Consider the following 13869-nt stretch of genomic DNA (forward strand, 5'->3'; position numbering starts at 1 on the left):
TTACGATTGTTGTTTTTTAATCAGACGTGTGATACGTTTCCGTGAGATGATCCGTCGGGGATGCTGCCGGGCGGCAAGGAGCTTCATCAGTCCGTGGCTACCAAACTGCTTGTTCAGCGAGAAGGTTAGCCAGACTATTGCCGTGGCCGCCGATACCCCGAAACCGATACATACCCATTGCCCGATGCCCGCCGTGTACATGATGACGAACACCACGAACACGGCAAGCAGCCCGAAAGCAAAAATAAAAAGGTATTGGGCACGGAGTCCCTTAAATTCCACCTCACGCCCCACACCTTTGTTTATCTCAAAATCAGACATAAGTTGTGCCTTTGAATTGTTTTTAGAGGAAGAACGACCTCAGAATAGTGGCGGCTACTATCAGGAAGATACAGGCTCCAAACCAGCTGCTCGCAGTTTTCGAGGTATCCGGATCGCCCGAACTGAACTTCTGATAGACCTTGACGCCCCCAATCAAACCGATAATGGCACCCACCGCGTACACCAGTTTCGTCCCCGGATCAAAATATCCCGTCACTAATTGCGTGGCTTCCGTGATGCCCGCCTGTCCGTTCCCTTGTGCCATTGCCGCACCCGCTGCCGCCAGTACGGCCAGCATCATAATCAATCTTTTCTGTTTCATTAATTTCCGTGATTTTTTTAAGTGAATAAAAATCCACGGGCTGCCCCCTTTCACTATCCCCATAAGGCAGCCGTGGCCGTTTATGGTTTAATGGTTCAGGGGGTAAGTTCCGGCAGGTAATCAGCCGGAGTCAAAATACATCTCTCGCATGGTTGCATGATTGAATGGTGAAACTTCATTGTTAATTCTCTCCCCGGGATGAAGATCTGAATCATCCCGAATCGTAATAGCCTTTTGTTCTCATTGTCTTCTGCGTTTTAAATGTTTAACCGGCCTTCTTCAGATAGGCTCCGCACTTGAAACCTTTGCGGGGCATATAGTTCTCAAAGGAGGAGGATTTGAACAGCCACATCCGATTTGCCCACCGGGCAAGGTCACGCTCGTACTGCGTGGGCACCCGTTCATTCCCATAATCCCGGAAAGGAATCACAAAGGGGGTGATACCCAGTTCCCTCAGTGTGTTCAGCCGGAACAGGTCCTGCTCGATAGTCGAATTGAAACCTACCAGCACATAGCAGGTTATCTTGTAAGGCTTCACGTACTTTACCATTTCTTTCAGGCGGTCCGTCAGGTCAAGTTGCGGCAGGTCCCATGCGATATGGATGTTCTGCTTCATCCTGAGCCTGTTCAGATGCCAGGCCTGTTCCTCGTCCATAATCCTAACATCCACGCCGTGCAGCTTTACGGGCTGGCCCGCTTTCATCAGATAGCTTACCGCACTCCTTCACTGCGGGTTCGCAAAGAAATTGTTGTCCAGCACCTCTATCCAGTTTCCTTTCGGGTTTAGCTCCACCGGTTCCACTGCCCGGATATATCCCTCTTTTTCACGGACAAGGCAGAAAGGACACTTGCGGATGCAGCCTCTTGAAAAGAATTGGAGGGAGAACGGGTAATCAGGGTATATGGAATAGTCCATCATCCGGCTGTTCTCCACGGCTTCGGGAAGCCTGCCGGCAATGTCATACCCGGTGCCGCCCCCTATCACTTCACCCGCATCCAGCAGGTTATAGTCATAATCAGGCGTGAAGGTGAACACCTTGCTTGCCAATACCTTGTCATACCGCTGCGCCGGTGAGGCCCATTCCACCCGGTGTCCCTTTGCTTTGTTATAAGCGGAAAGGCGCATCAGTGCGAAATTGGGGAAGTTATGCCCGTCCACATCTACTAATCCTATGTTCATACGGATAATGATTAATGGTGAATAATTCGTATTGTCTTTTCGGGTAAGGGACGGGCATGTCATCCCGAATCGTAATAGCCTTTTGTCATGGCCGTATTGTTTGATGGTTATGTACTAAAAGAAATTCTCTCTGTTTTCGGGTAATCCGTTTTTCCGGATCAACCCGTATCAAAATAACCTTTTGTCATCGTTACCTCCTTTTTTAAATTGGTTAGTCACTGTCCGGAGCAGCCCCGCCCATTCGCTCGGCATCATCCAGAAATTTGCTGATACGGCTGTCGCTGCCGTTGATACTTGCCAATATTGAACGTTCAATTCGCGTATCCTTGATATGGTGGATAGCCTTCAACAGAGACAGCCGTCTGCCTGCCGGAATATCCTTGCCGTTACACAGGTCGATAATCAAGTCTATCTCTTCCGGCCCTATGCCGGGTACCTCTGAATAATCCTCACGGGCACAGTTCAAATCTTCCAGTTCCTCATTCAACTCGTCCGTATCCACCCCGTCACCGTTTCCGGTTTCACCGTCATCGCTTTCATGCCCGGCGGAACTGTCAACCCCGGAGGCCCGCCACTCTTCCACACGCTTGTCCTGGAATAAATCGGGAATACGTTCAGGTTGAACCTGTGCACTCCTGCGGGGGGATGTCTTTTCGTTTCCACCGGCAAAAGTAGAGGCATTTTCAGTTCCTGCAATAGCTCCGGAACCGCTGGCGTTCATTGGCGGCTGTTGGCGTGTCCCGTAGCTTCTTGTGACGACAAGGCTGTCCGTCTCAGGCTGTTTTTCCACCGTTTGTTCACTGTTTTTCTCCGCTGTCTTTTCCATGGGCTTCATCTCCGCCTTGACGGGTGGAAGCTCTTTCTCCTGCGTTTTCACGACTGCCGGAGTCTCTTTCCTGCCCGTTTTCCCTTTCGCCCGTCCGCGTCCCTTCTTCCGCTCCTCTTTCACCGGATCGAACCAGCCTGCCGCACTCCGCAGGGCTTTCGCCATGCGGCAGCGTGCCTTCCCGAAACATATCTCGCCAAGCTGCCCCCTAAACAGGAACTTGTCCATGAACAGATAGGCGAACAGCAGCCAGAACAGAACCGCTCCGGCTTCATAACATGACCGTATATCCATAGCTTAAAATATTTTGTTGTAACTCTTCTGGCAGTATGCCTTCACCTCATCCGAATGTTTCTCGAAATGTTCCCGCAATACATTGTCAATGTAATTGCCCACCGTCAACTGCCGTTTACCGGCAATGCCGACAATGACCGATATTTTCTGATGCAGTTCCTTGTCTATATAGACACCCTGCCTGCCTTCACATTTGTAAGGGGTGAGGAATCTCCGCATAAATTCGGCCAGTGCGGCTTTCAGCGTTTTAGATGCGGCCTTTTCCGGCATCTCTTCCGCCTCAAATTCCGTCTTTGTTTCTTCTGCCGTTTCCCTGTCCGTTTCCCCTTTTTGGGGAACAGACGATGTAACCCTTTCCGGCGGGCTACCCGCCATCAGGCTGCGCAGGTAGGCTTCATCCACCGGATTCTGTTCACTCGTTTTCTTTACCATGACTATACGATTTTGATTGTCCGCATGATTTCATCCATAAGCGCATCGAAGCCGCACTCCTTCGTAAAGCCCGCATCCGGTGCAAACAGGGTGCTCCGGTAAACCGGGCCGCCCGTAATGGCGAGGTCTTTGGTGAAGTTACTGCGCACGGGAATACGGGTTTTGAGACAGTCCAGTCCCAAGAGGGAGAAACCTTGCTGGTAAATGTCATATAAAACGGTACGTTCCCTGCGGTCCACCATATTCCAGAACATACACAAGGCTTTCAAATTGGAGATACCGGTCTTTATCAGGCGGTCATTGACAGTCGTGGCAAAATTCAGCGTACTTTCCAGCACAAGGCGGTCTGCCTTTATCGGTACGAACAGGTAATCGAGCGCACTGATTGTGGCAATCACCCCGTCACTGCCCATTGTTCCGGGCAGGTCGAACAGTACCACGTCATAATGCACGTCCGCCTTTTCCTCAAACGCCCTTCAGTCCGTCATACAATCCGCAGGGGTACTGCCGATAACCGGATAAGCCTTCTTCTTCAACCGCCCGGCCTGTTCCACCAGAAGATTTTGATAGGCGGGTGTGGTCTTTACCACTTCCATATCCCGCTTTTTCTGTTTGATGATTGAATGCTGCGGATAGTCACAATCCACTATCGCCACATTCAGACCTTTCACATAATGCAGTCACGATGCCGCATAAATCGCAAAGGTTGATTTACCCACGCCGCCCTTCTGGGAGGCGAACGAAACGAACACGGTTTTCTTTCTCTTTTCCATTGTTACTGATTTAAATGAATAAATTGATTTATAGACAGTCGGATGAACAGCCACCTGTCTTTTCGGCTGTCTGTCCGGTTACTCATTCTGTTATCTGTTTGTCTGATTAGCTATATAGTTATTTAATTATGCAGCTACTTAGCTATCCGGCTATCTGTTTATATAGCTATTCAATTATATAGCTATGTACATATCCAGACAGCTATTCACATGTCTGATTGCATAGCCATTTATCCGAATATCTGTTTATCCGTCTATACATTTATATATATGTATAGCCATATATCCGGATAAATGCCTGTCTGAATATCTACTTGATTGCATATCCGTTTATCCGTTTAAACAGCTATCCGGCTACAAATAAACCTCAAAAAGAGCATCCATGAAGTATACTCGGTTTCAAAGTCATTCATTGGCGGGTGTTGGCGTGATACGCCATGATGCACGGACAGAAAAAACTATCTACCTTTGTTGCCGGGAGAGCGCAGCCCGTTCTCGATAAGAGAACGTCAGACAATCCTTCAGACCTTTAATCCGGCACAGCCGGATTTTAATATGCGCTAGCATATAGCGAGGTGTACTTTCAGCGGTTGAAAATATTTCCACCCGCTGAAAGTCTCGCCCGAAAGGTGTTTCGGGGGTGTCAGTTCTCCTAAGTCGAACTTCCTAAATTATTCATGTTATGAAAGATGAAACAAGAATCCGTGGTGCCGCAGGGCGCAAGGTGCTGGCAGACCCGCGCACGCACCGCTATTACCTCTGTCTTAATGACGAGGAAGACGAAAAGTTTATCTCCATGTTCGAGCAATCGGGCATGAAAAACAAAGCCGAATTTATCTTCGCCCGTATCTTCGGTTGAGAGTTCAAGGTAGTGAAGATTGATAAGGAAGCGCAGGAATACTACGCCCAGCTCACCGCTTTCTATCAGCAGTTCCGACGCATCGGGAACAACTACAACCAATGTGTAAAGACCATCCATACCATTTACGGGGAGAAGAAATCGCTTGCGTTTCTCTACAAACTTACCGAAGAAACCCGTAAACTGGAAGAAGTATGCAAGCAGGTTATCGAACTGACAAAGCGGTACGAAAAGGAGTATCTCACTAAAAATAAATAACATCATGGTACCGAATATTACGTCGGGCAGTTCGTTCTATGGCGTGATTGCCTATAATAAGATAAAGGTTGACGACGGTACGGCAAAGGTATTGTGACATCCGAAAATTGCGGCCGACACCTCCGGCAATGTACCGATTGAAAACTGTGTGCAGGCTTTTGAACCTTACATCGCACTCAATTCACACGTCAAGAAACCGGTTATCCATATCTCATTGAATCCTTCCCAGAAAGACATTCTATCGGAAGAACAGATGACCGTATTGGCGCAGGAGTTTATGGAAAAGTTCGGTTACGGAAACCAGCCTTATATGGTCTGGCTGCACGAAGACATCAACCGCAAACACATGCACATCGTTTCGGTACGCATCAACGAGAAAGGAGAAAAGATAGATCACAACCGGGAAGCCGTCCGGGCACAGAACATCTGTCGTGAAATGGAAGTGAAGTACGGGCTTCATCCCACACTCGGAGAACATGGTGAGCGGGAACTACTATCCCTACAAAAAGTGGATTATCCGAAAGGCAACGTGAAAGCGCAGGTAAAGCATACCGCCCGTACATTACTGGAATGCTACAACTGCCATTCACTTGCCGAATACAACACCCTTCTGAATTTGTATAACGTCACTGTTTATGAAGTCAGGGGAAGCGTGGACGGAAAGGAATACCACGGCATCATGTACGGAGCTTTGGATGATGACGGGAGGCAGGTAGGCACGCCTTTCAAATCCAGTAAGTTCGGAAAGGTATTGGGCTATAAAGCACTGCAAAAAAAGTTTACCGCTTCTACTAAAAAGGTGAAGAAGGACAAACTTGCAGAAAGGACAAGGCAGGAAATCATTAAAGCCATGCAGGACATCGGCACGAAAGAAAATTTTGTCCGAAGGCTGAAAGATGCGGATATAGAGGTGGTTTACCGTATCAATCCCGAAGGACGTCTGTATGGTATCACCTTCATAGACCATACCACTCGGGCAGTGTTCAACGGCTCGCGTTTGGGCAAAGCCTTTTCAGCCAATGTGTCCAACGAATTATTTAACAACCCGGATGCAGACCGTGAAAGACTGATACCGCAACCGGAGCAGGAACCGTCCTGTCAGGAGAGGGAAACAAAAGCGGAAGAAAGGCAGGAAGGTGTGGAATACCGGCAGCAGGAAAATCAAAATCAGAATGAATCCTCCGGCAGCCTGATTGATACATCTGCACTCGGTGCTGTTGATATTTTCTCTGTACTTATGGAAGACGACCATACACACGAGTACATTGATCCGGCTTTCCGCTATGGACGCAAGAAAAAGAAGAAGCGAAGGCGCAGGTTATAATATAATAAAGTATAGAACAAGAAGTTTAATTTTAATAGTTACAATTATGCAGAATGAAGATGATTTAAGAGGTCTTGCCAAAGTCACAGACTTTATGCGGGCCATCAGTTTTCTATTTTTGGCGATACACATCTATTGGTTTTGTTACGGCTGGTTCCACGAAATGGGCTGAACGCTTGGCATAGTGGATAAAATACTATCCAACTTCCAACGCACCACCGGATTGTTTTCGTCCCTGCTTTATACAAAACTGTTCTGTGTCCTTTTCCTCGGTCTGTCCTGCATGGGCAATAAGGGAGTAAAGAAGCATGAAATCACATGAAGGCAGATTTTCATTGCGGCCATAGTGGGCACCATACTCTTTTTCCTGAACTGGTGGTTGCTGTCCATTAGTGCATCATCCGGTGTGTGTGCGGTACTTTATACCACAACATTGATCAGCGGCTTTTTTAGTCTGTTAGCATCCGGTTTATGGATAAGCCGTCTGTTGAAGAACAATTTATTGGAGGACGTTTTCAATACCGAGAATGAATCGTTCATGCAGGAAACAAAATTGATGGAAAACGAATATTCCGTCAATCTGCCAACCAAATTCTGGTATAGAGGGAAAACTTACAACGGATTTATCAACCTTGTTAATATTTTTCGAGCAACAATGATATTAGGAACACCGGGCAGCGGGAAGTCCTATGCCATTGTCAACCAGTTTATAAAGCAGACTATAGAGAAATCCTATGCGCTTTATATATATGATTTTAAGTTTGACGACCTGTCGGTTATCGCTTACAATCATTTGCTCAAGTACAGACACCGCTATAAGGTTCCACCTAAATTTTATGTGATCAATTTCGATAATCCGAGGAAAAGCCACCGTTGTAATCCATTGTCACCAGAGCTGATGACGGATATTTCAGATGCTTACGAATCGTCGTACACCATCATGCTTAACCTCAATAAGTCGTGGGTGCAAAAGCAGGGAGACTTCTTTGTGGAATCCCCGATTGTATTATTTACGGCGATAATATGGTTCTTGAAGTTGTATGAAAACGGCAAGTATTGTACGTTCCCTCATGCGATAGAACTATTGAACAAAAGGTACGAGGATGTATTCACCATTCTGACAAGCTATCCCGAACTTGAGAACTATCTGAGTCCGTTCATTGACGCATGGAAAGGAGGTGCCAGCGAGCAGCTTATGGGGCAGATTGCATCCGCCAAAATCCCGCTTTCCCGACTGATAAGCCCGCAACTCTATTGGGTAATGTCCGGCAGTGATTTTACGCTGGATATTAATAATCCCAAAGAGCCTAAGGTTTTATGTGTGGGCAACAATCCCGATAGAATTTCTATTTATGGAGCAGCTTTAGGTCTGTATAACTCCCGTATTGTGAAGTTAATAAACAAGAAGAAGCAAATGAAAAGCTGTGTGATAATTGACGAGTTACCCACCATTTTCTTTAAAGGTCTGGATAATCTGATTGCCACGGCACGAAGCAACAAAGTGGCGGTTGTATTAGGTTTTCAGGACTTCAGCCAGTTGAAGCGCGACTACGGCGACAAGGAGGCCGCCGTAATCATGTCAACTGTGGGTAATGTTTTCAGTGGTCAGGTAGTGGGTGAAACGGCCAAAACCTTGTCAGAACGGTTCGGGAAAATCCTACAAAAACGAGAATCTATGAGTATCAACCGCAACGATACATCCACTTCCATCAACACACAACTGGACAGTCTGATACCTGCCAGCAAAATCAGTACATTGAGTCAGGGAATATTTGTCGGTGCGGTAGCCGACAACTTCGGAGAGATAATCGAACAGAAAATTTTCCATGCGCAGATAGTCGTTGACAATGAAGCCGTACAGAAAGAGACGGCGGCCTACCAGCCCATTCCTGAAATCAGCAGCTTTCTGGATGCGGAGGGCAATGATACAATGGAGCAGCAGATACAAGCCAACTACCGGCAAATCAAGCAGGATATTGTGGAACTTGTAGAGAATGAGCTAATCCGCATAGAAAGTGATCCGGAACTCAAACATTTGTTGAGTGAGAACTAAAATATTTATATATTATTTGTAATTAGGATAATAGTATAATAGTATAAGTGTTTGGATATTAGCTCCTACTAATGTTCTTATTTTTAATCCGAATTGCAAGTGCTGTCAATTGTATTAGGTTACAGGAGAATATGGAGGTATGAAAATACGCATATTATCCGCCATTCAGAGGAGCGTAGCGACAAAGAATCTCCTCTCTTTATCGTTTTTTAAAGAAAGAGATTCTTCGCTTTGTTCAGAATGACAGAATGTTATATCTACTAAATAATTACTATCTTTCTGGGTTGAAGTTAAATAATACTAATGATTAGAGCCAATCCCTACCATAAAGAATTAGCCTTTTACTAATTCATAGATTGATTATTGGATATTGGAAAAGAAAATTTGCAATTATCAAAAAAATTAGCGAATATTGCATATAAGTTAATTATCTTTTGAAAGATTTGATAACACTAAATATGAATATACATTTTTCTTGTTTGAAAGAGCATATGTAAAACAAGAGTAAATGAATTTATTATCAATGTCACATTCTTATTAGATATATTTTACCTACTAATTGCACTAAAGATGGAGTATAAATTTCAAGTACAATTGGGTTATCATGATATATATCCCAATGCAGCTATACCAAGTATTAATGATTTATTGTGTCAGTTATCAAGAAAACGGTTTATTGATATGTTTACTGATTTCCGGGAAAACTATATTAATATAGATATTCGTGAAGTGATTGATAAAATATGTAGTAAAGGAGATTGGCCTTATGGAAGACAACTAAAAAAAGAGGTACAGCAATATATCGACAAACAGTGTTCATTACATCCAGAAATAGAAAAAGGGCGTAATATACTTATATGCGATGTAACCCTTTTAGAACTTTTACGTCAAGAGTTTGCCGTACAACCATCAGCGACTCCCCCTTCAGAACAAAAAAGCTTAGAACTATTCTGCCAAGCCATTTTATTGATAAATGATAAAATTTTCGACTTATCCAATGTGAATGATGAAGAACTACAAGAACTTCTTAAAGAACATGATGACCAATGGATGGAGCAAATTTTATTGGCAAATAATTTCTCGTTTTACTCATTTACCGGTGTACAAGCAAAATTACTTGCACTATCAGAATTAGTTAAGTACATGGAACTGTGCCAATTTTGTCGCGAAAATGCAGATTATTCAAATTATATGCAACAATTTCTTACTACTCATAATATAGCATCTACTCATTGGTATGGTTACAAGAATTTAGCTATTTATAATGCTTATAATAAACATCGTGATGTTCCTTTAAAGCTAACCGATGATTATGCACCTGATTACAAAATGAATATAAATGAGATAATTTCTTTGAAAGATAATCAAGATTATATTGCTTTCCGTGACAGACCATTGTTAGAATGTATGCCAAACCATTACTTACTAATCAATTATATATTTCTAATTCAGAAAATATATAGCAGTGTGGTATTTCAGTTAATGAAAGCCAGCGGTCTTAAACCTCAACAATTTTTTGGTGATTATGACAAACGTTTTTCTGAAGAATTTCTTTTCTATCATTTTATGCAATGTATTTTTGGTAATATCAATAATGCCGTTTGTATTACTGGTAAACAAATGGAAGAGCAACATCTTATCAAAGGTGAACCCGATTATTATGTGAGAATAAAAAATTCAATCTTTGTTTTTGAACATAAAGATGTGAGAATAAAAGCAGATTTACGTATGGCACGTGAATATAAGTCTATACGCAATACTCTTTTTAGCAAATTTGTAAAAGTGAGACAATCTAATGGAAAAGAAAGTAAGCTTGGTGTTTCCCAATTAGCAGATAATGTTCAACGTATCTTACAAAAAGAATTTCCTTTCGATAAAGATTATAATTCTAATCGAGTTACTATTTATCCTATTCTTGTAATAGCTGATTCACAATTTAATCAACATGGTATAAATTCTCTCCTTGCACGAGAATTTCGTGATATAACTAATAACTTTGGCAAATATGTATCTGAACTTACGGTTATTGATATGAATACTTTAATTCTTTTTTCTGAAAAATTATCTAATGGAAAAATTCGATTTGCAGATTCGATTAATCAATATCACAATTATCTACGACATTACAAATCGCTTATTAGAAAGAATGGAATAAATGGATTATTTGATAGATTTATTTCTTATGCCGATTTTATGTTACAATTATATCCTAAATATAAACTTCGCAAGTTACTCAATGAATTTCGTGCTGAGTTTTTACCCAATAATGCACTCAAACGCAAATAAGCTATACAATAGTTTGTCTTTTTGCAAAAAATAATATTCGGTAATTAGGAGGTTTTCAAGAGTATTTTGCCACTTTTTGCAGTCTTAACTCACTGACAAAAGTGGCAGTAAGTTCTTCACCACTCAATTGCATTAGTCTATTATATTTTAGACAGTAGCCACTTGTTGTACTGTTTATATACTTTTTCTAAAATAGAGTTTAAATAGTAATAGAACATACCATTTGCATCTCTATAATCGTATTGAATATTTTTCATCTTGGCCTATGCAAGATCTTTTTTATAGTTTAGCTCTTATCATGTAGTAAGTACTGACTTTGTCAATAGAAATTTTGTATTCTTACCATCCATTTTTTTTATTTATTCCCGATTCTATTTACTCATGCAATAAAGTGCAACTTATTAGTAAAACACGGTATGTCAATTTTCTTTCTATATTCCATTAAGTTAGTGTTAGAGTTCTTTGAGATTTTTCTGTTCTCAGTAATAAATTAACAAAATATACGCATTAACATTACGAATGCAAAAATGATATAATCATAAATTGAATAAATAAATTAGCGGATAATTTGTAATTATAGAAACTGTTTCCAACTATAAAAGAGCATGATGAGTTGATCCAAACCTTTGCTAAACAAAAAATAGTAAAATGAGATCAGCTATATCTTTTCTTCTACGTCAATGAACGCCAATCCCCGCCATTTATTCTCACTGACTTCAAGACTATAGTGCTCTATCAATTAAACCTCTACATTCGCACCGACGGGCTAAAGTTTACCCGGTATTGATTAATTATTGTATCACTTAAATTATTGATTTCATGGCTAAGAAAAAGCAAGAACAACAAGAACAGAGTCAGGACGAGCATGTAATGGCCATCCTTGACAAGCGAACGAACAAAACCGCAGTCGTTTCCAAAATGAACGAGCAGGACGGTAGTCTCGAAATCGTGCCACCCGACAAGAAGAACAGCAGCAGTTTCCTCAAACTGGACCGTACCTCACCACTGGAACTATTCTTCACCAATTTCAAGAACCAGTACGAAAATCCCACGAGTTTCAGTTTCTTCCTCGTACCTCTTGTCCTTTTGGAAAAGACACTGAATGCCGTAGTCCAGATCCGAAAAGGGGAAGACCCCGGAGTGGAAGGCAAAAAACTGGTGGAGAACAGCGAACTCAACGATGAAGGACGTATCGCCAAACTTGCCCGTCGGTATAAGTTTGACGAACACCAGCTTCCGTGGAAAGAACTCGCCGCATTGGGAGTTGACAAGCAACTCTTGTTTGATAACCACTGCATGGGTGAGATGCTGAAAGGAAGGATTACCTCTATGGCTTTCCCCATCAGTAAGGAAGTGAACGGTGAAAAGAAGGATATGGGGGAAGCCTGTTTCCTCTGTGTCAAAGGGGAGGACGGCAAGGTGCAACTGAAAACTTTAAGCAGGCTTGACAAACCGCAGTATGACCTGCCTGCCTATAAAGGAGTATTCACGGACGAGGAAAAGCAGTCGCTTAAAGACACCGGAACTTTGGGGGCAATCAAGGAGATGAAGGATACCCATACGGGAACAGTCTGCAACTGTTATGTATCTTTCCATGAACCGAGCAACCGTATCATTACCATGCCCGTGAATGCCATCAAGATACCCGATTATATCTACGGGAAAAGGCTGGATGACAAACAGAAGCAAATCCTTGCGTCAGGAGGCCGGCTTCCCATCAACGACATACAGCGCAAAAACGATACGCTGCTTTCCGGAGTTGCTTTCGTCGATCCGAGAATAATGGACATCGCATTCAAGCAGTCCGGTGAACAACTGAAGGTCAACGACACTATCATGGGTGCCAAAATCACTCCTGAGCAAAAGAAGATGCTCCAGAACCATGAAATGGTGTTCGTTGAGAATATGCGCTACAAAGGCAGGGTATTTTCCGATGATGTACGTTTCAGCAACAAGAGCAACCAACTGCTGATAGGACGTAACGCCCGTGAATACAAACCCACTATTGATAGTAAGAAAAATGACAAGAAAAAGGAGGTGAAACAGCAGGTACCCCGCCATGTGGCGTCTGTAAAGGCCCGGTCAAAAAAGAGCCTTTCAGTCATGTAATAGACAGATTATTCATGTTTACATCAGATATATACCCGGTTCTCTTTTATGACAGCCGGGTATATGTTTAATATCCGATTAACATTTTAAAGCGAAAACAAATGACTATACAAGATAAAAATACCGCAACCGGAGAATTATCCTATTTTGAGACAACTCTCCTTCTTTATTTAAAGGAAAGCTATCCGCATATTGTCGATGACAAAACGCTTGTCCGGGCGCGGGCCGACGAGGCGGCAGGCAGCTACGAACGTGCCATACGTGACGGCTTATCCGTTACGCAGGCTTTGCAACTGGCCGAGGCCGTTCTCTATCAGGACTTGCGTTTTTCCAAATTCGATACGATTTTCGAGGTCGTGTCGGAGTGGTTTCCCGAAGTACGGCCTGAAAGACGGACGGATTTCTGCCTGAAAGTATTGTCACCCGCAGAAACAGTATTCAGCAAATATCCCATAGATGACCGGTTTGAATCATCCCCGTCCTATCATACACTTACCGTTGAACTAACAGGTTTCATACAATTTTATATAGAACAATATGGCATATAACAAACGACAACATTTGGCGGACAACATAGCCGCACTTGAATGGATATTCATGCGCCCGGAGTTTTGTCTCACGGAAGAGGGACGCAAGGTTTTGAACGGTTATTCGGGTTTCGGGGGATTGAAATGCATCCTGAATCCGGCGGAAAAGGACACGGACATTGAAAGATGAACGACAGACAGGGAACTGTTTCCCCAAGTCCGACTGCTGCATGAACTGTTGCGTGAGTATTCCAAAGACGAAAAAGAATACAAGGCATACGTCCAAAGCCTCAAAAACTCCTCTC

13 protein-coding genes and 2 pseudogenes are annotated in these 13869 nt (G+C 43.0%); 7 read left to right on the forward strand and 8 right to left on the reverse strand.

What is annotated here, in order from left to right; genetic code table 11:
* The 8 genes from NQ565_RS08700 to NQ565_RS08735 form a co-directional block, all read right to left on the reverse strand.
* Positions 1-321 carry a DUF4133 domain-containing protein gene (locus tag NQ565_RS08700; RefSeq protein ID WP_005655104.1) on the reverse strand — a complete coding sequence of 107 codons (321 nt, stop codon included), beginning with the start codon at positions 319-321 and terminating at the stop codon, positions 1-3.
* 22 nt (positions 322-343) lie between these two features.
* A complete protein-coding gene (locus tag NQ565_RS08705) occupies positions 344-643 on the reverse strand; it encodes a DUF4134 domain-containing protein (RefSeq protein WP_005682322.1) in 300 nt (99 codons plus the stop codon).
* 265 nt (positions 644-908) lie between these two features.
* Entirely contained in the window at positions 909-1346 is a 438-nt protein-coding gene (locus tag NQ565_RS08710; RefSeq protein WP_005655108.1) for a hypothetical protein, read from the reverse strand.
* A 21-nt stretch (positions 1347-1367) separates the two neighbouring features.
* Positions 1368-1823, reverse strand: a complete 456-nt coding sequence (locus NQ565_RS08715) for a hypothetical protein (RefSeq protein WP_005655110.1) — start codon at positions 1821-1823, stop codon at positions 1368-1370.
* Between the two features lie 211 nt (positions 1824-2034).
* Positions 2035-2943, reverse strand: a complete 909-nt coding sequence (locus NQ565_RS08720) for a hypothetical protein (protein ID WP_005655111.1) — start codon at positions 2941-2943, stop codon at positions 2035-2037.
* Positions 2944-2946: 3 nt separating this feature from the next.
* Positions 2947-3375, reverse strand: coding sequence for a DUF3408 domain-containing protein (locus NQ565_RS08725; protein WP_005655112.1), 429 nt, complete (start codon positions 3373-3375; stop codon positions 2947-2949).
* Between the two features lie 2 nt (positions 3376-3377).
* Positions 3378-3788 (reverse strand): ParA family protein, encoded by a 411-nt coding sequence (locus NQ565_RS08730; protein ID WP_005655113.1) that lies wholly within the window; start codon positions 3786-3788, stop codon positions 3378-3380.
* A 63-nt stretch (positions 3789-3851) separates the two neighbouring features.
* On the reverse strand, positions 3852-4046 hold the full coding sequence (locus tag NQ565_RS08735; RefSeq protein ID WP_005655114.1) for a hypothetical protein: 195 nt from the start codon (positions 4044-4046) through the stop codon (positions 3852-3854).
* Positions 4047-4830: 784 nt separating this feature from the next.
* On the opposite strand from NQ565_RS08735, the pseudogene mobA reads away from it, so the two are divergent.
* The 7 genes and pseudogenes from mobA to NQ565_RS08770 all read left to right on the forward strand — a co-directional run bounded on the left by mobA (position 4831) and on the right by NQ565_RS08770 (position 13754).
* Positions 4831-5265, forward strand: a pseudogene (gene mobA, locus NQ565_RS08740) (conjugal transfer protein MobA).
* Between the two features lie 148 nt (positions 5266-5413).
* Complete coding sequence (mobB, locus tag NQ565_RS08745) at positions 5414-6589, forward strand: conjugal transfer protein MobB (RefSeq protein ID WP_005655124.1); 1176 nt, start codon at positions 5414-5416, stop codon at positions 6587-6589.
* Between the two features lie 46 nt (positions 6590-6635).
* A pseudogene (gene mobC, locus NQ565_RS08750) lies at positions 6636-8642 on the forward strand (conjugal transfer protein MobC).
* Between the two features lie 570 nt (positions 8643-9212).
* Positions 9213-10928, forward strand: a complete 1716-nt coding sequence (locus NQ565_RS08755) for a hypothetical protein (protein WP_005655131.1) — start codon at positions 9213-9215, stop codon at positions 10926-10928.
* 819 nt (positions 10929-11747) lie between these two features.
* Positions 11748-13037 carry a DUF3945 domain-containing protein gene (locus tag NQ565_RS08760; protein WP_005655133.1) on the forward strand — a complete coding sequence of 430 codons (1290 nt, stop codon included), beginning with the start codon at positions 11748-11750 and terminating at the stop codon, positions 13035-13037.
* Positions 13038-13138: 101 nt separating this feature from the next.
* Positions 13139-13585, forward strand: a complete 447-nt coding sequence (locus tag NQ565_RS08765; protein ID WP_005655135.1) for a DUF1896 domain-containing protein — start codon at positions 13139-13141, stop codon at positions 13583-13585.
* Entirely contained in the window at positions 13575-13754 is a 180-nt protein-coding gene (locus NQ565_RS08770) for a hypothetical protein (RefSeq protein ID WP_005655137.1), read from the forward strand. The genes NQ565_RS08765 and NQ565_RS08770 overlap by 11 nt, the downstream gene beginning before the upstream one ends.
* Positions 13755-13869 lie beyond the last annotated feature (115 nt).

The sequence above is a fragment of the Bacteroides stercoris ATCC 43183 genome (assembly GCF_025147325.1).
GTDB lineage: Bacteria > Bacteroidota > Bacteroidia > Bacteroidales > Bacteroidaceae > Bacteroides > Bacteroides stercoris.